The organism is Lysobacter sp. M2-1 (genome assembly GCF_022662495.1).
GTDB lineage: Bacteria > Pseudomonadota > Gammaproteobacteria > Xanthomonadales > Xanthomonadaceae > JAKPBU01.
The window spans coordinates 34138-56388 of the sequence record NZ_JAKPBU010000001.1 but is presented as its reverse complement, the minus strand read 5'-3'; the positions used below and the strand labels follow the sequence as shown (position 1 = coordinate 56388).

At 65.4% G+C, this 22251-nt stretch carries 18 protein-coding genes; 10 read left to right on the top strand and 8 right to left on the bottom strand.

What is annotated here, in order from left to right; translation table 11 throughout:
- The first annotated feature begins 4 nt into the window (after positions 1-4).
- The 4 genes from MC375_RS00235 (at position 5) to MC375_RS00220 (ending at position 2474) form a co-directional block, all read left to right on the top strand.
- Complete coding sequence (locus MC375_RS00235) at positions 5-598, top strand: sigma-70 family RNA polymerase sigma factor (protein ID WP_242101281.1); 594 nt, start codon at positions 5-7, stop codon at positions 596-598.
- Positions 595-1104, top strand: a complete 510-nt coding sequence (locus MC375_RS00230; RefSeq protein WP_242101280.1) for a hypothetical protein — start codon at positions 595-597, stop codon at positions 1102-1104. Before MC375_RS00235 ends, MC375_RS00230 begins: the two co-directional genes overlap by 4 nt.
- Positions 1105-1146: 42 nt before the next feature.
- On the top strand, positions 1147-2052 hold the full coding sequence (locus MC375_RS00225; RefSeq protein ID WP_242101279.1) for a DUF4097 family beta strand repeat-containing protein: 906 nt from the start codon (positions 1147-1149) through the stop codon (positions 2050-2052).
- Positions 2053-2123: 71 nt separating this feature from the next.
- On the top strand, positions 2124-2474 hold the full coding sequence (locus MC375_RS00220; protein ID WP_242101278.1) for a DUF1304 domain-containing protein: 351 nt from the start codon (positions 2124-2126) through the stop codon (positions 2472-2474).
- A 42-nt stretch (positions 2475-2516) separates the two neighbouring features.
- Here MC375_RS00220 and MC375_RS00215 read toward each other — a convergent pair whose 3' ends face one another.
- Both MC375_RS00215 and MC375_RS00210 read right to left on the bottom strand, forming a co-directional pair.
- Entirely contained in the window at positions 2517-2999 is a 483-nt protein-coding gene (locus MC375_RS00215) for a hotdog fold domain-containing protein (RefSeq protein WP_242101277.1), read from the bottom strand.
- Positions 3000-3027: 28 nt separating this feature from the next.
- Complete coding sequence (locus MC375_RS00210) at positions 3028-5508, bottom strand: acyl-CoA dehydrogenase (RefSeq protein WP_242101276.1); 2481 nt, start codon at positions 5506-5508, stop codon at positions 3028-3030.
- 229 nt (positions 5509-5737) lie between these two features.
- On the opposite strand from MC375_RS00210, the gene MC375_RS00205 reads away from it, so the two are divergent.
- Both MC375_RS00205 and MC375_RS00200 read left to right on the top strand, forming a co-directional pair.
- Positions 5738-6355 carry a TetR/AcrR family transcriptional regulator gene (locus MC375_RS00205; protein WP_242101275.1) on the top strand — a complete coding sequence of 206 codons (618 nt, stop codon included), beginning with the start codon at positions 5738-5740 and terminating at the stop codon, positions 6353-6355.
- Between the two features lie 10 nt (positions 6356-6365).
- Complete coding sequence (locus MC375_RS00200; RefSeq protein ID WP_242101274.1) at positions 6366-8141, top strand: phosphoenolpyruvate carboxykinase (GTP); 1776 nt, start codon at positions 6366-6368, stop codon at positions 8139-8141.
- A 61-nt stretch (positions 8142-8202) separates the two neighbouring features.
- Here MC375_RS00200 and MC375_RS00195 read toward each other — a convergent pair whose 3' ends face one another.
- The 5 genes from MC375_RS00195 to MC375_RS00175 form a co-directional block, all read right to left on the bottom strand.
- Positions 8203-9306: a tetratricopeptide repeat protein gene (locus MC375_RS00195; RefSeq protein WP_242101273.1), complete on the bottom strand. Its 1104-nt coding sequence runs from the start codon at positions 9304-9306 to the stop codon at positions 8203-8205.
- Between the two features lie 437 nt (positions 9307-9743).
- Positions 9744-10274 carry a hypothetical protein gene (locus tag MC375_RS00190; protein WP_242101272.1) on the bottom strand — a complete coding sequence of 177 codons (531 nt, stop codon included), beginning with the start codon at positions 10272-10274 and terminating at the stop codon, positions 9744-9746.
- A 245-nt stretch (positions 10275-10519) separates the two neighbouring features.
- On the bottom strand, positions 10520-11056 hold the full coding sequence (locus tag MC375_RS00185; RefSeq protein ID WP_242101271.1) for a hypothetical protein: 537 nt from the start codon (positions 11054-11056) through the stop codon (positions 10520-10522).
- 93 nt (positions 11057-11149) lie between these two features.
- A complete protein-coding gene (locus MC375_RS00180; protein ID WP_242101270.1) occupies positions 11150-12703 on the bottom strand; it encodes a sulfotransferase in 1554 nt (517 codons plus the stop codon).
- Complete coding sequence (locus MC375_RS00175; RefSeq protein WP_242101269.1) at positions 12700-13641, bottom strand: class I SAM-dependent methyltransferase; 942 nt, start codon at positions 13639-13641, stop codon at positions 12700-12702. Before MC375_RS00175 ends, MC375_RS00180 begins: the two co-directional genes overlap by 4 nt.
- A gap of 103 nt (positions 13642-13744) precedes the next feature.
- Here MC375_RS00175 and MC375_RS00170 point away from each other — a divergent pair, with 103 nt between their 5' ends.
- The 4 genes from MC375_RS00170 to MC375_RS00155 all read left to right on the top strand — a co-directional run bounded on the left by MC375_RS00170 (position 13745) and on the right by MC375_RS00155 (position 19052).
- Complete coding sequence (locus MC375_RS00170) at positions 13745-14245, top strand: hypothetical protein (RefSeq protein ID WP_242101268.1); 501 nt, start codon at positions 13745-13747, stop codon at positions 14243-14245.
- 318 nt (positions 14246-14563) lie between these two features.
- Positions 14564-16108 (top strand): putative 2OG-Fe(II) oxygenase, encoded by a 1545-nt coding sequence (locus MC375_RS00165; protein ID WP_242101267.1) that lies wholly within the window; start codon positions 14564-14566, stop codon positions 16106-16108.
- Between the two features lie 49 nt (positions 16109-16157).
- The gene (locus MC375_RS17755; protein WP_242101266.1) at positions 16158-17417 is read left to right on the top strand and encodes an aspartyl/asparaginyl beta-hydroxylase domain-containing protein; all 1260 of its coding nucleotides are present in this window, start codon (positions 16158-16160) and stop codon (positions 17415-17417) included.
- 30 nt (positions 17418-17447) lie between these two features.
- Positions 17448-19052 carry a sulfotransferase gene (locus MC375_RS00155; protein ID WP_242101265.1) on the top strand — a complete coding sequence of 535 codons (1605 nt, stop codon included), beginning with the start codon at positions 17448-17450 and terminating at the stop codon, positions 19050-19052.
- 119 nt (positions 19053-19171) lie between these two features.
- Here the strand turns inward: MC375_RS00155 and MC375_RS00150 are convergent, their stop codons facing one another.
- Positions 19172-22066, bottom strand: coding sequence for a TonB-dependent receptor (locus MC375_RS00150; RefSeq protein ID WP_242101264.1), 2895 nt, complete (start codon positions 22064-22066; stop codon positions 19172-19174).
- Between the last annotated feature and the right edge of the window lie 185 nt (positions 22067-22251).

Sequence of the window (22251 nt, the reverse complement as noted above, 5' to 3'; positions counted from 1 at the left end):
GACTATGCTGACTCTCGCCGTGACCAACTGGCCTGCCGACACCGACGCCCCGCAGGGCGCCGACGATCCCGACAACGCCCTGGCCAGGCTGGCCTCCGCGGGCGACATGTCTGCCTTCGAAGCGCTGTACCGGCGTCATACCGGTCGCGTACATGGCGTCATCGCGCGTCTGGTGGGCGGCGCCAGCGCACGGGCCGAGGATCTCACCCAGGAAGCCTTCGTACGTGCCTGGCAGGCGCTGCCGGGCTATCGGTTCGAAAGCCGCTTTTCGACCTGGCTGCACAAGCTGGCAGTGAACACCGCGCTCATGGAACTGCGTTCGCGCCGCAGCCGGCCGCAGCAGGACGATGGCGAGGATGTCTTCGACGCCCTCGGCAGCGTCGACTCGGCCGGCCACGCCACCGCGCTGGGCCTGGACCTGGAGCGCGCCGTCGCCACGTTGCCGCCGCGCGCCCGCGCGGTGCTGGTGCTGCACGACGTGGAAGGCTGGAAGCACGAGGAAATCGCCAACGAGCTCGGCATGGCGGTCGGCAGTTCCAAGGCACAGCTGCATCGCGCGCGCGGCCTGCTGCGCGCCAGACTGGAAGCACACGCATGAACACCAATCACAACGACCAGGAACTCCTGTGGCAGCTGCGCGACCTGCGCCGCGAGACCATGCCCACGAACGATCTGTGGCCCGGCATCGCCGCGCGCATCGCGCAGCACGACAGGCCATCCGGCGATGCCGGCAACGTGGTGCCGCTGCGCCGCCGCGGCGCGCGACTGGCGCCGTTTGCGCTGGCCGCCTCGCTGGTGCTGGCAGTCGGCGTGGCCTGGCAGCAGCGTCCGGATTTCGGCGTCCAACAAGTCGACCCGACCGGTCGCCTGATCCACCGGGAAGCCGATGCGCTCACCCGCGAATACGATGCCGCACTGCGAGAGCTGCAGGCCGCCGGCACGCCCTCCGCGCCGGCTGGCAACGCCTTGCAGCAGCTCGACCAGAGTGCCGCGCAGATCCGCACCGCGTTGACGCGCGATCCCGATGCGCGCTTCCTGCTCGACCAGCTGCGCCGCACCTACGAAAAACGCCTGGAACTCACCCAGCGCGCCACCTTGAGTTGACGCGCCTTGAGCGCCGACCCGCCCGATTTCCGGAGAACCGACATGATCCGCTTCCACCTGCTCGCCATGGCCCTGCTGGCCGGCATTGCCGCCCCGGCCTTCGCGGCCACGCCCATCAACCAGACCCGGCCGCTGGATGCGCGTGGCAAGGTCGAGATCGAAAACGTCAAAGGCCGCATCGAGGTGCATGCCTGGAACCGCAACGAGGTGCAGGTGACCGGCACGCTCGGTGACGGCGTGGAGAAGCTCGAGATCGACGGCGATCGCGGCAACCTGCGGGTCAAGGCCAAGTATCCCGAGCGCGGCGGCTGGGGCCGCAACGACCGGACCGGCCCGACCACGCTGATCCTGCAGGTTCCGCTACAGGCATCGCTCGACATCGAATCGGTCGCGGCTGACGTGCATGTCGACGGCGTGGCCCCGCCGCAGCTGGATATCCAGAGCGTCAGCGGCGACATCGTGTTCGCCGGCGCGCCCGGTGCTGCCGACATCGACAGCGTCAGCGGCAACCAGACCCTGACGCTCAATTCGGACGGGGACGTCAGCAGCGAGAGCGTGAGCGGCGATGTCACGTTGCGCGGCCGCCTCAAGGGCGCCCTGGATCTTGAGACCGTTTCGGGCAACGTCGAGGTGGACAGTCGCGGCGAAGCGGTGCGTCGCCTCTCGGCCAGCAGCGTGTCCGGCGACATCGGTGCGCGGGTCGGCCTGGCCAATGGCGGCGAGATTCGCGGCGAAACCGTCAGCGGAAACTTCAGCCTGCACATGCCGCGCGCGCTGTCCGCCCAAGTCGAGGCCGAGAGCTTCAGCGGCAGTCTCAAGGCTCCCGGTGCCACGGTCGACAAGGAAGAGTTCGGTCCCGGTTCCAGCCTGCGGACCCGCTACGGCAGCGGCGCTGGCGAGATCCGGGTGGAAACCTTCTCAGGCGATTTCACCCTTTCCCTGGACTGAGCGCCGGGAAAATGCCTATCCATGTGCCCGCCGCGTACACTCGCGGCGGGCCTTCGCGTTCTGGGGAATCCATGTCAGTCGTCGCCACCGTGCTGACCCTGCTGGTCGCGCTGCTGCACCTGTACTTCCTGGTCCTGGAAATGTTCCTGTGGACCCGGCCGCTGGGATTGAAGACTTTTCGCAATACACGCGAGAAGGCGGAAGCCACCCGCGTGCTTGCGGCCAACCAGGGGCTCTACAACGGTTTTCTCGCGGTGGGTCTGCTGTACGGGATCGCGACCGGCGCGAGCGAGTTCGTGCTGTTCTTCCTGGCCTGCGTCCTGGTCGCCGGGGTTTACGGCGCGATGACCGTGAACCGGCAGATCTTCTTCGTGCAGGGGTTGCCTGCACTGTTGGCGATTGCGGCCTGGCAAATCGTGTAGCGTCCACGCAGGCCGGACGATCGCGATGCGCGCATGGCGCGGCTATCTGGCGCCGGGCGACGGCTTCGGCGATACCCACATCGCGATGCGAGCCTGGAACACGGCCTCGCCCTGGGTATTGGTCACGTCCACCAGCACCGGTAGCGCATAGCCGGTTTCCGATGCAGTCGGAGCAAACTCCGGCGTGGCGACCGCACGCATCGTTCCCATCGCTTTCTTCAGATATTCGACCGTCATCCCTTTCGGGATCCAGCGCATCGAAGCCGGAAGGCTGACTTCCGTCGTCAAACCGCCGATGAACTCGGCCAGGTTGCACAACGCGATCGCGTGCACGCTGCCGATATGGTTGGTCACACGGCGCCGGTGCCGTAGCGTCGCCACGCCGCGACCGGGTTCGAGCGATTCGATGCGCGGGGCGATGCTGGCGAAGTAGGGCGCCTTCAGGCAGATCAGGCGCGAGAACAGCCAGCGGCCGGCCGGATTGCGGGCAAGGCGGTTGTAGAGCGTCAGGACCGAAGCCGGCACTGGCGTTTCTCGTGCGATGGGCCGGGAATCAGGCTGCCGCCCGCGGCGCGCGCGCGCCTTCGCCGTACAGGTCGCGGTAGCCGGCCGAACGCAGTTCTTCCGTATCGAAATCATCCACGGTGATCGCGTCCAGGGTGATCTCGCGCAGCTCTTCGAGCTGCTTGCGCTCGTCGGCGGTGATCCAGCCTTCCTTCACTCCTTCGTCGAGCTGGGCGGTGAACTCCCAGGCCTCGATGTCGCTGTTCTTCAGCGCCTTGAGGAACTTGCGCTCGACCGGATCGGCGAGGATGACCTTGGGCAGATAGCTGTTGATGCGGCCGGCGGGATTGTGCATGGTCGGCGCGATGAACACGCCTTCGGCCAGGCGGTCGCGCGCGTCGCAGGGCGTCATCAGCAGCGAGGCGGCGCGATGGCCCAGGCGATCGCTGGGTGCTTGTGCGCGACGACCCCAGGGAAAGATCACCAGCCATAGCAGCCAGCCGACCGGACGGATCGGGAAGTTGCGCAGCGCGCCCGACAGGGCCGTTTCGATCTTGTTGACCGCGTCGTGGAAGGCCCAGGCCAGCAAAGGCTGGTCGCCCACGGGTGCGCCCTCGTCCTGGTAGCGCTTGAGCATGGCGCTGGCGATGTACAGCTGGCTGAGCACATCGCCCAGGCGCCCGGACAGCGATTCCTTGAACTTGAGCTTGCCGCCGAGCAGCAACATCGAGGTGTCGGCCATCACCGACAGCGCGGCCGAATAGCGGTTGAGCTTGCGGAAGAACCGGCGGGTGTAGTCGTCGCCGGGCGCGGCGCCGAGCTTGGAACTAGTCAAGCCATACCACCAGCTGCGTACTGCGTTGCTGATCGCGTAACCGATATGGCCGAACAGGTTGCAGTCGAATTCGTCGATCCGCTGCTTTGGGTCGGCGAGCTGCGCGGCCTTCATCTCCTTGAGCACCCACGGGTGGCACAGGATCGCGCCCTGGCCGAAGATCATCAGGCTGCGGGTCATGATGTTGGCGCCTTCCACCGTGATCGCGATCGGCGAAGCCTGCCAGGCGCGCCCGGCGAAATTGCGCGGTCCCAGGATGATTCCCTTGCCGCCGAGGATGTCCATCATGTCCACGGCGACTTCGCGCCCCATCTGGGTGCAGTGGTATTTGGCGATGGTCGAGGGAACCGCCGGGTTCTCGCCGCGCGCCACGGCGGCCGCCGTTGCCTGCGACAGCGCGCTGATCGCGTAGGCCTTGCCGGCGATGCGTGCGAGCGCTTCCTCCACGCCCTCGAAGCGGCCCACGGACAGGCCGAACTGCTTGCGGATGCGCGCATAGGCGCCCACCACGACCGCGCCGATCTTGGAGCCGCCGCTGGCGGTCGAGGGCAGGGTGATCGAGCGCCCGATCGACAGGCATTCCATCAGCATCTGCCAGCCGTGGCCGGCCTTCTCGCGTCCGCCGATGAGCTGGCTGAGCGGAATGAAGATGTCCTTGCCACGGATCGGCCCGTTCTGGAACGGCGAGTTGAGCGGAAAGTGGCGGCGCCCGATGTCCAGGCCGGAAACATCACGCGGCACCAATGCCAGCGAAATGCCGATGTCGCGCTTGTCGCCAAGCAGCCCGTCCGGGTCGTACATTCGGAACGCCACGCCGATCAGCGTCGCCACCGGCGCCAGGGTGATGTAACGCTTGTTGAGCGTGAGCCGGAAACCGAGCGTTTCCTCGCCGTTCCACACGCCCTTGCAGACGATGCCGTAGTCCGGGATCGACGTCGCATCCGAGCCGGCGAACGGTCCGGTCAGGGCGAAACATGGCACCTCGCGCCCATCGGCCAGGCGTGGCAGATAGTGGCGCTTCTGTTCTTCGGTGCCGTAATGCATCAGTAGCTCGGCCGGCCCGAGCGAATTGGGCACGCCGACGGTGGAACTCACCACGGTCGAGATCGACGCGAGCTTCTGGATGACCTTGTGGTTCATCAGCGCCGAGAAGCCCAGGCCGCCGTATTCCTTCGGGATATTGAGTCCGAAGAACTTGTTGCGCTTCACGTAATCCCACAGTTCGGGCGGCAGGTCGGCGCGCACGTGGGTGATGTCCCAGTCATCGACCATGCGGCACAGCTCTTCGCACGGACCGTCCAGATAGGCCTGTTCCTCCGCCGTCAGTTGCGGCTTGGGTAGCGCGAGCAGCTTGTCCCATTCGGGTTTGCCCGAGAACAGTTCGCCCTCGAAACCGACCGTGCCCGATTCCAGCGCGGTGCGCTCGGTATCCGACAAGGGCGGAAGCAGTCGGGTATAGAACTTGAGCAGCGGCGCGGTGATCAACGGCTTGCGCAGGAAAGGCAGCAGCAGCGGGATCGCGATCAGCGCGACGATGACCGCCGCCGCCAGCGTGGCGGTCGGATCCGCACCCAGGAACCAGCAGGCGGTCAGCAGCAGCAAGGTCAGCGCTGCCCAGAGCCACAGGCGCAGGCGGTGATAGGCGGCGAACGCGCCGGCGAACAGGAAGGCCAGGAACGGGATCGCGACGCTCATTGGAAGCTCCGGCTGGCCGTGGCGCGGCCAGGAACACGTAGGAATGGACTATAGGCGGGGCGGCCCCTGCACCGGCAACCCGTACCATACGTAGCAGTATGGGCAGGCGCGCGCGCGCCTGTCAATCACGCGTTTGAATCGCGTTGCGCACCGCAACATACGGATTTGTAAGCGTTTTCAGTGACTTCGATACTGTAGGGGACACGGGCGTATGGTTACACTGGGTGCCATGACTGTTGCCGCTGCAACCAAAGCCGAGCGCCACGGCCGCCTGAGCGCAGAAGACTGGGCCCAGGCCGCCCTGGACCTGATCGCCGAGCAGGGTGTCGCTGCGGTCGCGGTCGAGCCGCTCGCGCGACGCCTGGGCGTGACCAAGGGAAGCTTCTATTGGCACTTTCCATCGCGCGATGCGCTGCTCCAGGCCGCACTGGAACGCTGGGAGGCAGTCGAGCAGGAAATGGTGTTCGGCAAGCTCGAAGCCGTATCGGATCCGCGCGAACGCCTGCGCGCGCTGTTCCAGCTGGTCGCGCATGAATTCAAGTCGCACATCGTCTACAGCGAACTGCTCAAGGCGCTCGACCACCCGACCGTGAGTCCGGTGATCGGCCGGGTCTCCCAACGCCGCTTCGACTGGCTGGCCGCGTCGTTCCGCCAGGCTGGGCTGAGCCGCACCGACGCCCAACACCGCGCCCGCCTTGCATATGCGGCGTACGTCGGCTTCCTCCAGCTCAACATGCAGCTGCACCAGCAGCGCCTGCAGCATGACGAGTTCGAAGGCTACGTCGACCATGTCATGAGCACCCTGATTCCCAATGATGCGCCCGCGGATTCCGCGGCGCAGCCATGAGGTTCCCCGCATGAACGCGATCCGCAAACCTTCCTCACCGACCGCGCTGGAGACCTTGAACGCGTGGGTTGCGGAAGTGGCTGCCTTGACCCGGCCCGACCGCATCCACTGGTGCGACGGCACCCGGGCCGAATACGACAGCCTTGTCGCGCAGATGCAGGCCGACGACACCTTGCTGGCGCTCAACGCCGACACACATCCGGGTTGCTGGCTGCATCGCTCGGACCCGGACGACGTGGCACGCGTCGAGCATCTCACCTACGTCTGCACGCCCGAGCGCGAGGACGCCGGCCCCAACAACCACTGGATGGCGCCGGATGCGGCCCACGCCAAGATGGACGCGCTGTTCGACGGCTGCATGCGCGGCCGCACGATGTACGTGATCCCGTACTGCATGGGGCCGATCGACTCGCCGATCTCGCGCTGCGGCGTGGAGATCACCGATTCGCCCTACGTGGTGGCCAACATGCGGATCATGACGCGCATGGGCGATGCGGCGCTGGCGAGGATCGAGCGCGAGGGCGGCGCGTTCGTGAAGGGCCTGCACTCGATCGGCGAACTCGACCCCGAGCGTCGCTTCATCATGCATTTCCCGGAAGAGCTGACGATCAAGTCGTTCGGCTCGGGCTATGGCGGCAATGCCCTGCTCGGCAAGAAATGCCACGCCCTGCGCATCGCCTCGCACCAGGCGCGCAGCGAAGGCTGGCTGGCCGAGCACATGCTGATCGTCGGCATCGAGAACCCGCAGGGTGAAACCCACTACATCGCGGCCGCCTTCCCCAGCGCCTGCGGCAAGACCAACCTGGCGATGCTCATCCCGCCAGAGTCCTACCGCGAGGCTGGCTGGAAGGTCTGGACCATCGGCGACGACATCTGCTGGATGCGGCCCGGTCCCGATGGCCGCTTGTACGCGATCAATCCCGAAGCCGGCTTCTTCGGCGTCGCGCCCGGAACCAGTGCGAACTCGAATCCCAATGCATTGACCACGATCGGCCGCGACACGATCTATACCAATGTCGCCGTAACCCACGACGGACAGCCGTGGTGGGAAGGGCTCGACGACCGGACCCCGGCGCAGGACTGGCGTGGCCGCGACTTCGACCCGGCCAACGGTCCGGCGGCGCATCCGAACTCGCGTTTCACGGTCAGCGCGGCGCAGTGCCCGAGCTATTCCCCGCGTGCCGAGGATCCGCAGGGCGTGCCGATTTCCGCGATCGTGTTCGGGGGCCGCCGCGCGTCGCTGGTGCCGCTAGTGTTCGAAGCGCGCGACTGGACCCACGGCGTGCTGGTCGGCGCGGCGATGGGTTCGGAAACCACCGCGGCGGCCACCGGCCAGGTGGGCGTGGTCCGCCGCGATCCAATGGCGATGAAGCCCTTCTGCGGCTACAACTTCGCCGACTACTTCGCCCACTGGCTCTCGTTCGACCAGCCGGCTGCGCAATTGCCGAAGATCTTCCACGTCAACTGGTTCCGCAAGGGCAGCGACGGCAGGTTCCTGTGGCCGGGCTTCGGCGACAATCTGCGAGTGCTGGAATGGATCATCGGCCGCGTGCAGGGCCAGGCCGGTGGGCAGGAGGCGCCGATCGGCATCATGCCGCGTCCCTGCGATCTGAATCTTGACGGCATCGAGTTGTCCGACGAGGCCGAATCGAGTCTGTTCGGAATCGATCGGGCGAGTTGGGTCCGGGAGTTCGAGGCGATCAGCGCTGGCCTGGAGGAGTACGGCCCGCGCATGCCGGAGGCGTTGCGCGAAGAGGCGCGCCGCATCCAATCCGCGTTGGGGTGAGGCCGTCGGCAGACCCGCATCGCCAGCGCGACGTCTATGCGCGTGAAGGGCGGGCGATGCGTTAATGCATCAGGGATGCGTGGCTGCGTCGCAGTTGTTCGAGTTTCGCCTGGTACATGTGGCCCTGGTCGCCGGCGACGTCACGTGCCCGCACCAGTGCGTCTGCGGCCCGCCGGGTGTCGCCCAGGTGCGCGTACGAACGCGCCAACCCGTAGTAAACGAAGTGATCCCTTGCCTTGAGCCTGATCGCGCGGCGGAAGTGCTCAACCGCAGCAGCATAGTTGTGGCTCTTCTCGTAGCTCAGCGCGAGGATGATCTGGTGGAAGGGATCCCTGCGCTGCACTTCATAGAGCCGCCGTTCGAATTCGGCCCGACGCCGGTCGTCGCCCACTTGACGGTACAGATTGACCAGGTTCGACAAAGCCGGCGCGTGCTTCTTGTTGCGTTCCAGAGCGGCCAGATAGGCGCGCTCGGCTTCCTGCAGGGAACCCTCGCGCATGTGCAGGACGCCGAGATTGCTCCATGCGCCCACGAATTCGGGTTCCATCCGGATGGCCATGGCCATGTGCAGGCCCGCGGCCGGCAATTGTCCCTGGCCCATCAGCTCGGCGCCGCGATTGTTGTAGAAATGCGCAAGTGCGCGCTCATCGGAGATCGCCCGCTGGGTGCCGCGGATGCTCACCACGCTCCGGTCGATGTCGACGGTCTTGCGCGCGCGCCCGACCTTCACAGCGACGTTGACATGCCCGTTGCCATACAGCACGCCATCACCCTGCCAAGCCAGCACGTGGTCGGTTTCCTGCACGTGGGCATCGATGCCAGCACGCCGCGCCAGCGCGACGAACATGAGCGAGAACGACAGGCAGTTGGCCTTGCGGTCGGTGAACGCCTCGCTGATGGTGCGGGTCCGGCTGCCATCGTATTCGAGGGCGAGGCCTTGCGGACCGAACAGCAGGTCCACAAGCTTGTCCAGCCGCCGCTCGTGCGAAGTGGTCGTCCGGATGACGCGTTCGCGCACCAGCGCCTCGAGTTCGGGCGGGATGGCCACGATGGTTGCGGGATCTGGGGGCGTTGCCGCCGCGGGCTGCTCGACCTGGGCCCACACGGGGGTCACCGTGGCCAGCGCCAGCAGCACGGCCACCATCGATAATCTGGACAGCTTCATAGGAACCAGCCTGCGCACCCTTTGGCGCGCGAATCAGGTGTGACTACGCCTACCCGGCAGGCGGATGCTGCTCCGGAATTTCCCGTCTTTCAAGGTCCACTTGGCACGTTTCTGCGCGGTCGTGGGGGCGGAAGCCATGATCGTTCCGGTGGCGGCGCGCATCCCACCGCGCGGCGATGGTGCACCGCACGAAGCGTGCTGTTGGGATGACGGACTCCAGGCGGCGGCCTGCGCATTGTGCGCTCTATGCGGCAACCATCGAATTATTCAGGAGAGGACGCAAGGCGCGCGTCAGAGGCGCTTTGCGCGCCTTCATTCCAACTCACGTACCAGCGCTGCCAGACACGCTGACAGCGCTGGTTAGCCTGCGTTTAAGCACCCATCCTTTCGACGGATCGGGATCGTCCTGTGTTCAGGGTGAAACCGCTCGCGCGGTTTCAGTTACAGGAGGATGTTTCTCCCGGCACACAGCTGGGATTCTGCGTGCTGCGGGTTGCCTCCTTCGCAGCCGCGGCGCGCGCATCGGATTGTTCCTTGGTCAGGCATTCGGTCGTATGCAGCCGGGTACCGGCGAGCTGACGACGCTTGCAGACCATCCGTGTGCGATCCTCACCCGAGGTGATGCCCGCGATGGTTTCCTGGGCGTTGTAGACGGTGACGCGTTCGGCCGAGTTTAGATCGTTGAGATTGTTGCGCCCAGAGACCAGTCGCTCGATCTCTCGTTCGGCTGCCTCAAGGCGGCGGATATCGTGAGAACTGATCTTGCCGTTCTTTCCCGATTTTGCGGCGGCGACCTTTTCGCGCTGGTTGGCCAGGTACCGCGCCGGATCCCCGATCTTCGCCACTTGTGCGTCGGCAGCCTGCTGCTGATCCACCGGAGAGGTGGAAGCAGATGCGCCGGCTTGCGACGCCATACCGATGGCCAAGGCCATGCCGATCCAAGCCACCTTCCAAGAAACTGCCTTCATGCCCCTGCTCCACATTGATTGGTTGGTTACGTGGAGAATAGTCCTCCTGCGGCCTTGGAGATTTCAAGTGCCTGGGGGCCTCTCCGAGGAGTTTCACCTCCGTTACAGTGATAAGAGGCCCGGTCCACCCCTTTCCGGTTCAGGCGCTCCGATTGTGCAGAGGCGCTCCAGGACAGCTCGGTCTCTATCGCAATCGGACCGGGACCTGCTTTTGCTCAGAGCCTCCTGCCTTCGAACTCCTTTTCTTAATCAGTGGTGCAGGGATTGCCTTCTCCCGGGACGCACAGCGGATTCTGAAGCGAGTGGGTTGCGTCGCGAGACTCTTTCTTGATCGCTTCCGCCGCGTCTCGGGTCATGCAGCGTTTCTTCTTGAACCGCGTGCCAGCCTGCGCCGTGTAGGTACACACGAGTTTGGTCAGTTGGACCTTGTCAACGATGCCGAGGATCGTCTCCTGTGCGTTGAACAGGTCCACCTTTTCTTGCGCACTGAGTTCGTTCAGATCCTCATGGCCTTGTATCAGCCGCTGGATGTCGTAGTCCGCCTTGTCGAGGGCCTGCTTGTGATCAGCGCGCAACTGGCCATACTTCCCGGTCTTTGCGTCTTCCAGTGCCTTGAGCGTGTGCGGAATCTGCTTGATCGGATCGGTGGGGGGTGCGGGCGCTGCCTCGCCAGCAATGGGAGCACGTTCCTCAGTGGTGTTGGCCGCGGCAACGCTGGAGACCAGCACACCAAGCGCAGCAGCGAGGACAGCGGGCGTGAACTTGACAATTGACGATTTCATGTGCATGCCTCCCATAGACCACCCGATCCTGCACCTGCCAAATGTCGATTGCAAGACCCGCCCGACTGTCTGGTTTGGCTGGCTTGGAGGCTGTCAGCCCGCGACCTTATGCTGATTCCCAGCGCTCAGCCCTGCCTCGGCCAATGCCCGGCGCAGCGGGTCCAGATGTGGGCCGTAATTGCGCCAGCGACCCGATGCCCGGCTGTGCAGGGGCTGCCGGATCTGCCAGTAGCTGGCGGTCTTGACCGTGTTGCCGAGGCGGTGGAAGTCCAGGCAGCGGTCGTCCCACGGCAGGTCGAGGAACCCCAGCAGGGCCTCCAGCGCCGGCCTCGGGTCGGCGACGAAAGCGTCGTAGTCGAAATCGAGGATGTCGCCCGGGTACAACGCCTGCCAGTGCGCCATCAGCCGGCGGTACTGGCCGAAATAATGGCCGATGTCGCTGAGGTCGCAGGCGTATCCGGCGATCTTCGGGTGCAGATGGTGGGCGAAGATCGAAAGGCCGTTGTCCAGGGGGTCGCGGGTAGTGTGGATAATTCGGGCGCTGGGAAACAGTCGCTTGATCAGCCCGATCAGCAGGAAATTGTCCGGACGCTTGTCGGTGATGAACGCATCGGCCGCCGCGAGTGGGAAAAGTTTGCGCAGGTGGGCCTGGTATCCGGCGGCCAGTTCCCGCAGACGCTCAGCATCGAGCGTCGCCATGGTCTGGGGAAACGGTGCGAGCTGCACCGAAGCAAGCCGACGCAGCCAGTCAAGCTCGCCGCCGGCGGAGACCTGCGGATGTGCAGCCAGTACCTGCTCAATCAGGGTCGAACCCGACCGGAACATGCCGCAAATGAACAGCGGTTCGGGCCGGCCCAGATCGGCCGCCCCCGCCGCATCGGCCTTGGCGCCTGACGGGAACGCATCGATCAGCGCGTCGGTCAACCGCTCGACGTGGCCACGGTCGTGGCGCTGCCCGGCCTGGCGCACGAGCCACCGGTTGGCCTTGGCATAGGCGTCAAACGCAAGGTCGTAGACGCCGAGCCGGTCGTAGGAGTTTCCCAAGGCGAAGAGCAGGTTGGCGCGTACCGTCTTGTCGGGCTGCGACTCGGCAGCGTCGCGCACACGCTGCAGCAGGGGGTCGTTCAGGCTGGCCGGGGGGCGCATGTTCGCGATCCGCGCAAGGGCTTCCATCCGCAGCTGGTTGTTGTCCGGATCCGGTCCGTCGGGCTGCGCGAGCAGCGTCTCGTAGGTCTGCAGCGCCTGATCGCGCTGGCCGCGCTCCTCCTGCAGGTTGCCGAGGTTGAGCATGGCGGGAACATAGTGCGGGGCAAGCGCGAGCGCAGCGCGCAGTTCGCGCTCGGCATCATCGTCGCGACGGAAGTGATCGGAGAACAGCACCGCGCGGTTGAGGTGTACTTCCTCGGGACGCGAAATCACGCAGGTCAGTGCATGGCCGAACGCCTGCAGCGATTCCTCGTAGCGGCCTTCGCTCTTGAGCAGGTAACCGAGTTCGTACCAGACCTCACCATTCGCCGGGTCGGTGTCCAGTGCTTCGCGGAAACGTGCGATCGCCTCGGCGCCCCGCCCTTGCCGCTGCAGTTCTCGGGCCTGCTGCAGAAGACGCAGTTGCGCTGAGTCTGGCGTGCGGCTCTGCGAGACGGTCACGGGCGATGCACGAGCAGCTGCCAAGCCATGGGTTCGGTGCCGGCGTGCAGTTGCACCGCGCGTTCGATCTGGGTAAAGCCCAGGTCGGCCGCCGCCTGTTCAACGAGCCGCATGTCCGCGTCTGCGCGCGCGTGCGAGACCATGTCAGCGAGACGGCGCACGGAAGCGCGCAGCTCGGCTTCGGCGCGGTCCACCGCCAGTCCCGCCGCGTCCGGCTTGGCTTCGCGGCGTGCCGCCAGCAGCTTCTGGATGGCATCCAGGGCCACGGTCAGCACCCGGCCGCCGCCCTGCTGCTGCGCGACCTGCAGCCCGCGCTTGAGGGTACGGATCGCGTTGCGCACGTCGTTGGTCGCGCGCTCGGTGGTGTCCGGGATGATCTGGCTCATGGTCACCAGCTTGTGCAGCCGTCGGAACGCCTTGGTCTGGGCGAAGACCAGGTCCGCCTCGCGGTGGGACAGTCGGGCAGCGCGCAGCAGCGGTGAATCGGCATGGTGCAAGGTGAACTGCGCATCGCCGCCAGGCTTGAGTACGCGGTGGACTTCAGCCAGCGCCTTGCCAGTGTCGGTGAACTCGATCGCATGGTGGCCGCAGACTGCATCGAAGCTCGCGTCCTCGAACGGAAGTCGTGCGAACGCAGCATCTGCATGGAAGGCGATCCGCTGCGCACCTGCCTGGCCGTGCTTCGACTGGCGGTCCGCCTCGGCGCCCGCGGGATCGATCGCGTCGATGCGCCAGTCCCGACCTGGAGCAGCCGCCAGTTCCGCGGCAATCAGCGCCGGCACGTGGTTGCCGATGCTCATGTCCAGGATCCGCGCAGCCGGGGGCAACGTGTTCAGGAATTCGATCCAGGCGAGGCGCACTTCGCCGGAATAGCCGCCGTCGCCAGGGGGCGGACGGCTGGCGTTGGAGGGCTGCTGTCCCTGGGCTGACGAATTCAAGTTTCAACCTGCCGGAGTCGCTGATGGAGTCGTTTAGTATAGATCCTGAGATCTGCCAGCCAGGCACCGGCTGGCCAATGATGACTTGGGGAGTCGGAACGCCATGCTCGAGCAAATCCTGATCCGGCGAATTATCACCGGCCTTGCGCTGTTCCTCGCAGCGAGCGCCGCCGCCGCCGCTGCGGAACCCGACCAGTCGCACGCTTGTGCGACCGTGGCGGAGGCATCGGCGCGACTGGCCTGTTACGACAAGGCGTTCCCGCCGTCCAGTGGGGCCACCATGCTGGCGGACATGGAAGCCAGGCGCCAGCAAGCGGTGGAGGACTTCGGTCTCAACCGCCAGCAGCGGGTCGAGCGCCTGCCAGAACAGCTGCGCGAGACCGAACCCGATCGCATTCAGGGCACCATCAAGGGCGTGCTCGTGCGTGCGACCGGTGAACGCGTGGTCACCCTCGAAAGCGGTCAGGTCTGGCTGCTGACCGAGGTCACCTCGCGCGGTCGCCTGAAAACAGGCGACCAGGTCACGCTGCGCGAAGCCGCCTTGGGCAGCTATATGCTGGTCACGTCGACAGGTGTCGCGCTGCGGGCCAAACGGCTGCGGTAGTACACAGCCGTGTCGCGCAGTCTCGACGGGCCGCTGGCCGGGGAACTGCACAGGGCATTCGGTCTGCTGCAGGCCGGACGTGCGAACGAGGCGCTCGAGATCGCGCGACGGCTGTCCGTCCGTGCTCCTCAGGCGCCAGATGCGCAGCAGTTGCTGGCAATGTGCCTCGCCAGCGGCGGTGATGTCGATGGCGCGAAGACCGCGTTCGACCATGCCCTGTGGCTGGCGCCGGGGCATCCCCTGATTCTGACCAACTACGCGGCGATGCTGCGCAAGAGTGGTCGCCACGCCGCCGCCCTGCCGCTGGCCGAGCAACTGGTGCAGCAGACGCCCGCGTCGGCAAAGGCATGGGCGGAGCTCGCATTCACCGCGCGGGGTGCCGGGATGACCGCGAGGGCCGTGGAAGCAGCGCAGCGCGCGGTCGAACTCCAGCCGGGATTGGTGCTGGCATGGCAGGCCCTCGGAGCCGCAGCGCGCGCAGATGGAGATATGGGGACTGCAGCCGTGGCATTTTCCAAGGTCCTGGAGCTGGACCCCGGGCAACACACGGCGTGGATCAATCTGGGGGCCGTGCAGCGCCTGTCCGGGCGTCCGGATCTCGCGCTGTCCAGTTACGACCAGGCGGTCCGGCAGGGTGTGGCGAGCCCGCAGCTTGACCATGCCAAGGTGGGGGCGTTGCTGGATGCGGGCAGGGTGGAAGACGCCAGGCAACTGGCGCAGCGGATCGTCGCCGCGCATCCGGAGTTCGTGCCCGCGCTGGCGACTCTGGCCGAGTTGGCTTGGGAACATCCACCATCGGACGCCGGCTCCGATACAGGCCGGTCGGTGTTTTGCGACGCCATCGCCAAGCGTCCAAGGGATCGCGACCTGGCGGCTGCCTACGTGCGTTTCCTGCTGTCGAGCGGGGATCCGGAAGAGGCATTGGAACAGGTGCTCGCAATGCGGGCGCAGGGCGAGAGCCCGCAACTGACCCTGCTGGAGGCGCATGCGTACGACGCCTTGGGCAGGACCATTGAAGCGGGTGCGAGGTATGCGGCGCTGCTAAGCGCGGACGGCGATACCTCGCCGACCTTGCTCAATGCCTACAGCCGCCACCTGCTGCGCGCCGGCGACTATGCGCGTGCGGCTGATATGGCGATGCGCGTGACGCGGATTGCGCCGCAGGATCAACAGGCCTGGGCATACCTCGCCACGGCCTGGCGGATGCTCGGAGACGAGCGCGAATTCTGGCTATGCGACTACGAACAGCTGATCGGCGTCGTCGAGATTGAGCCACCACCGGGGTTCGGTAACCGTCAGGCGTTCCTCGAGGCTCTGATCGAAGTGCTCGAACCCTTGCATCAGGCGCGTCGCGAACCGCTCGAGCAGAGCCTGCGCGGCGGCTCGCAGACGCCGGGACGCCTGTTCGGCCGCCCGGATCCAGTGATCGCCGCTGCGCGCAAGGTCCTCGTGCGTGGCGTCAGGCAGTGGCTGGCGAGCTTGCCGGCAGATGCCGCCCATCCATTCCTGCAGCGCAACTTGGGCAGCGTGCGCATCGGCGGTTCCTGGTCGGTGAAACTCTGGTCTGCCGGCAGCCACGCCAACCATATTCATTCGGAAGGCTGGATGAGTTCGGCCTTCTACGTTGCCCTGCCACCTTCGGTGCGGGATCAAGACGATGAAGGGCAGGCGGGAGCAATTCAGTTCGGGCAGCCTCCCGTTGAGCTGGGCCTTGAGGTACCGCCGCGCCGGGTGATCGCACCCCGGGTCGGACAGCTGGCCCTGTTTCCATCGTTCATGTGGCACGGTACCGTCCCGTTCCATGACGACGCACCAAGGATGACAATCGCCTTCGACATGACTCCGCTAAGGGAACAACGGTGAACACAGATGCGGTACGGCGCGGCATGATGATCAACGAAGCGGAGCGCAAGTGAACGACATCAGGCACTGGGTCGCAACCGCCACCCGCGCAGCCAACGAGGGCCGCTGGCAGGAGGCCGAGCAGGCCTGGCGAAGAGTGCTGGCGTTGGATCCGAAGCATCCGCAAGCCCTGTACAGCGCGGGCGTGCATGCCTTCCAACGTGGCCGCATGGACGAGGCGTTGCAGGCGTTGCGCGCAGCGCGTGCCGCAGCGCCGGGCGATCCGGTGATATTGCTGTCGATCGCCGCAGTCCATCGCGAGCTGGGCAATTCCGATGCCGAGAGCAGGGCAATCGAGGCTTCGCTTGCCGCTGATCCCTATTTCCTCCCAGGACTACTTGCCAAGGCCGCGTTGCTCGAGCGGCTGGGGCAGGCGAAGGCAGCCGTAGGTGTTTACCGCAACGCGCTCAAGGTAGCCCCACCCGAATCGCGCTGGCCGCCAGCGCAGCGTGATCAGCTCGTCCATGGTCAGGCCTTGGTGCAGCGCTTCGGAATGGAGCTTTCTGCCTACCTCGCCGATCGCACTGATCGCAGGATGACGGCGCTCTCGCCGTTCGAGGCCGAACGCTGGCGGGAGGCGGGTGCCATCGTTAGCGGACAGTCGCAGGCCTATCCCTCCATCTGCAACCAGCTTTACGTGCCGCGCTTGCCGGCGATCCCGTTCTTCGATCGCGCGCAGTTCGACTGGGTCGAGGCAGTGGAGGCCAGTACCGAGGCGATCACCGAAGAACTGCGGACCGCCCTTTCCGCGGAAGGGGAGGAGTTCCGCCCTTACGTGGCCTATGCGCCTGGCACTCCCGTGAACCAGTGGCAGGAACTCAACCACTCGAATCGCTGGAGCGGCTACACGCTGTGGAACAACGGCGACCCGGTCAAGGAACATCTGGAACGCTGTCCGCGCACGGTGCAAACGCTGCAACAGGTGGGTCAGGTCGACATCGATGGCATGTGCCCGAATGCGATGTTTTCGGCCCTGGCGCCGCATACCCATATTCCTCCGCACACTGGCGACACCAACGCGCGCCTGGTGGTACATCTGCCGCTGATCGTGCCGGACAATTGCCTGTATCGGGTCGGTTTCGAGCAGCGCCGCTGGAAGGTCGGCGAAGTGCTGATCTTTGACGACAGCATCGAGCACGAAGCCCGCAACGACAGCGACGAGCTGCGGGTGGTGCTGATCTTCGACATCTGGAACCCGCTGCTGTCGGAGGGGGAGCGCGAGATGGTCAGGGAGATCACCTTGGCCAGGCGCGAATTCGACTTCAGGTAATCTCGAAGCCGATTCGCAAGAGGAAGACGCATGCAGAACGAGGATGCACCGCCGGTACCGGCCGAAGCCGGGGTACGGCAGCAGCTGGAAGCCGGCCTGGAACTGTTACGCCGCGGAGAGATCGACCAGGCCGATGCCATCGCCGGTACGCTGCTGCCTTCGTATGGCGACGATACCGATGTGCTGGCCTTCGCCTGCGAGCTCCGGCTCGCGCAGGACGAGCCGGAAGACGCGCTGGAGCTGATCGAGCGGGCGATCGCGCTGTCGCCGCAACCGCAGCTGCTGCTGCCGCGCAAGGCGCACGTGCTAATGGCATTGATGCGGCGTGCGGATGCACGTGAGGTGGCGACCCGCATAGCAGACCTCGCAGGCGAAGACGGCCGGCAGCTCTGGACCGCGGGCAGGATCCACGCCCGTTGCGAGAATCCAGCGGTCGCTGTGGAGTACTACGAAAGGGCCTTGCAGGCGGGTTGCGATGATCCCGGCTTGCTCTACGACCTGGCGTCATCGCGGTTCTTCCTGGGCCAGTTCGAACAGGCCGAACGCAATCTCGATGCGCTGCTGGTGCGCCGGCCGACCTCCGGCGACGCGTTGTACCTGCGTTCCACCCTGCGCCGTCAGACCCGCTCCCGCAACAACGTCGCCGATCTGGAAGCGCGGCTCAAGTCAGGCATCCGCAATCCCGTCGACGCGGCTGGCTGCCTCTACTCCCTGGCCAAGGAACATGAGGACCTAGAGCAGTGGGACAAAGCCTTTTCGGCATTGAGCCACGGGGCCAGGATCAAGCGCGGCTCCCTGCAATACGATGCGGCTGCCGAGCTGGCGGCGATCGATGGTATCCGTAGCGCCTATCCGGTGGATGTGATTGGAGACGAAGATGGCGGGCATTCGGAAGCCGGCGCCATCTTCATCGTGGGAATGCCCCGAACTGGAACGACCCTGGTCGAGCGCATCCTCGGTCGTCACAGCAAGGTCGAGTCCGCGGGCGAGCTGCCATATTTCGCCGGAGCGCTGGCCACCGCAGCCCGGAGACGCATGCGCGATTCCGCCGCGGCGAATATGGTCGAGGCATCGCTGGGCATCGACTTTGCCGCGCTGGGGCGCGCCTACATGGAAGGTGCGCGTCAAGCGGTGCCCGGCGCCGGCATGATCATCGACAAGATGCCGGTGAATTTCATGTATTGCGGGCTGATCCGGAAAGCTTTGCCCAACGCGCGGATCGTCCACGTGGTGCGGGATCCGATGGATACCTGTTATGCGGTGTACAAGACCCTGTTCCAGAAGGCCTACTTCTTTTCCAATGACCTCGACGAACTCGCGGCGTACTACCTGACCTATCGCAGACTGATGGCGCACTGGCATGCGGTCATGCCTGGCCGGATCCTGGACCTGAGCTACGAAGATCTGGTGACCGACACCGAATCGCAGGCGCGGCGGCTGCTGGCGTGGTGTGGCCTGGACTGGGATCCGGCCGTGCTCGCGCCGCATTCCGAGTCGCGGCCTGTGACCACGGCCAGCGCCGCGCAGGTGCGCGAGCCGGTACATGCCGCGTCAGTTGGCAAATGGCGCCGCTACGCCGCTGGCTTGGAACCGCTCAGGCGACAGCTGCAAGCGGGCGGTGTCCTGCAACTCTGAGAACCTTGCGCCGCGGCCGGGACGATCCGCCATGGCCCCGATCCGGGTAGCGAACGGGCACAAAAAAAGCGGCGGGCCGAGGCCCGCCGCTGAATAACTTGCAAGGTGGCTCTAGGCGATCAGAACCGGAACGTGATGCTGCCAAAGAAGAAGCGGCCGGCCTGGTCGTAACCACCCGGGGCGTTGGCATTGGTCGCCAAGGAAGTGCCCACCATCGGCGGCTCCTTGTCGGCAATGTTGTTCACGCCCACCGTGACTTCGGTGTGCTCGCCGATGAAGGCAGTCGCCGAAGCATCGAAGTAGTTATAGGCATCCAACTCTCCATCGCCCAGGCAGGTCGCCGTGGCGGTGGTGCCGTCGCTCTTGCACAGCAGCTTGTCGGCGATACCAGGCGAGCCGTCTTCCAGCTCATAGTCCAGCGCACCGATATAGCGCCAGCGCAGGTTGAAGGTGTAGTCATCCAGCGAGTAGCGGGCAGTGGCGATATGCCGCCACTCTGCCTGCCGGCACGATGGATTGATCACACCGGCGCAGTCGTAAGCGGTGGTCTTGTCCTGCGGCAGGGGCACGAACTCCTGTTCCAGCGTGTAGGTGCCGTTCAACGACAGCATCAGCCGGCCCGGACCCAGATCGAAGCGGTACATACCGCCAAGGTCGATACCGCGGAAATGCTGTTCACCGACGTTGGCCAGGGTGTCTTCGACATACGACGTGTTAGCGCGCCACAGGTCGCCGGCCGGGCCACGATGGATCCGGTCACACATGCTCGGATCGCCGGTCAGGCCGCAGATCTGCAGGATGTTGGTCGGGCCGATACCACCGATGGCATCTTCCAGCTTGATGTCGTAGTAGTCGACGTTGAACTGCAGATTGTTGGTGGGCGTATACACCACGCCGAATGTGAAGGTATCAGCCACTTCCGGAGCCAGATCCGGGTTGCCGCCGCCCAGGAAGTTGTTCTGGTCGGCCGGGTTGGCCGCGATCGAACCGTAACGGTCCAGCGGAACGCCGGTGTTGAGGCACTGCTCGGGCGTGAGGGTCGGCGTGGGGCCGGCGCACGGATCGGAACCGCCGAACAGACCAACCGTCTGCTGGGTGAACAGCTCGGTCACGCTGGGCGCGCGGATCGCATGGTTGTAGCCGGTACGGACGCGGAACTTGTCGATGAAGTTCGCACCCAGGCCCGCCTTCCAGGTATTCGCGCCACCGGACAGGTTGTAGTCGGAGTGGCGGAAACCCAGGTCCATGTCCAGGCTCCTGAGGAGGCCTTCGCTACGGAACAACGGCACGGCGCTTTCCAGGAAGACTTCGGTCACGCTGGTCTTGCCGCTGACCGGGGTGGCGAAACCGCCCGATCCGGCGAAGTTACCGGTCTCGCTATTGGTGTCGGCGACGAAGGAGAACTTGTTCTCGCGCCATTCGGCGCCCATCACCAGTGAGACATTCTCGTCAACCCATGGCAGGCTCAGACCGGTGTCGCCAGTGATGTAGGCGTTGATCTGGTTCAGCTCGGTGTCGACCTTTGACAAGCTGGTGCCCGCCAGAGCGGCTGCTGCCTCGGCGGTCACGCCGCCCGGGGTGAACACATCGTACGGAATGCAGCCGGCGAACGAACCATCCGGGCAGCCCAGGATCGCCTGGACGATGCGGTCGGACAGGAAGTCGTTTTTGCCGATGGTGGTGTTGCTCACCTCGCCGTGCAGGAACGAGGCGTTGTACGACCAGGCTTCGTCCAGCGCGCCTTCGACGCCTGCGACCACGCGCCACTGGGTGTTGTCGGTCTGGGAGATGCGCGGGCCACCTTCGATGTTGCGCTTGGCGACGTAGATGCCCACCGGAACGGCGGGATCCAGGCCGAGGTCGGCGCACATGGTGCCGATCAGCGGATCTGTGCAGGCCAGATCAGGCAGACGGGTGAAGAACGCGCCCGATTCTGCGATCTGCACCGAGTCGCTCTTGTTGATGAACATCAAGTCCATGTACGGACGGAAATGCTCGTTGATCTCGTACTTGATCGACGCACCGGCGGTATAGCGCTCGTCCGGACGCTGGTAGTAGTTGATCGGCGCGTAGTTGTACGGTGCGCCGTAAGCGCCGATCCACGAGCCGTCGGGGTTCAGGCTTGCAGGACCGTAGGTGTCGAATCCGCCCTGCTCCCAGTAGAAGTTGCCGGCGGCATTGGTGTTCGAACCACCGCAGCCAAGACCACTCGCGGTCAGGGCGCAGGACGAGTAGTCGCGCTGGCCCTGGAACAGGGGGTCGTTCTTGCGCCAGTTGAGCCATGCCACCGCGTGGCCACGGCCGTCGGCGAAGCTGCTGCCGACCGCGAGGTCGAGGTTGCGCGACGCGCCGTCGAAACCGGAATCGCCGGTCGGATAGTCGAAATCACGCGCATCCATCAGACCCTGGATGTAGTCGTTGTCGTTGTTGTGCTGATAGGCCGAATAGCCGGCGCTGAGGGAGACACCCTCGAACTCGTCGTCGAGCACGAAGTTGACCACGCCCGCGATCGCGTCGGAGCCATACACCGCCGAGGCACCGCCGGTGAGCAGGTCAACGCGCTTGACCAGCGCGGCCGGCACGATGCTGATGTCGGGGACTTCGCCGGCGCCCGGCGGCAGGCGGAAGCCGTTCACCAGGGTCAGGGTGCGGTCAGCGCCCATGTTGCGCAGGTTGACGGTGGGATAGCCCAGCGAGCCGTTGTTGGTGAACGCGTCGAAGGCGGGAGCCACCTGCGGATACTGGTTGACCAGATCCTCGGCACGGGTCGCGCCGGAGTACTTGAACTCTTCCTGCTGGATCTCGGTCACCGGCGAGGATGATGTAACGGTCTGACTCTGGATACGCGTACCGGTAACGACGATGGTGTCGAGTTCCGTCGCTTCCTGCGATTCCGCAGGCGGCGTGGTCTGCTGCGCGGCCGCGTCCTGCGCGAACGCAAGGCCAGGGCCAGACAGGCCGACCGCGAGTGCGAAGGTAATCGCATCGCGGAGCTTGGTGGTCTTAAAGGTCATTCTCTCTCTCCACAAGTGAGTCTTGGGTGTTTCCCATGGGAACCTGCCCCGCGGAGTCAAGGAAGACGCCAAGTCGGGTAAGGCCGGGGTCGATAGTACCGAGCCTTCACCAAAAATTAAAGTGTCGTTAAAGCCGGCTTTTGCCGGCAGATCCACGCGATAAAAAAGCCCCGGTTGCGGGGCCT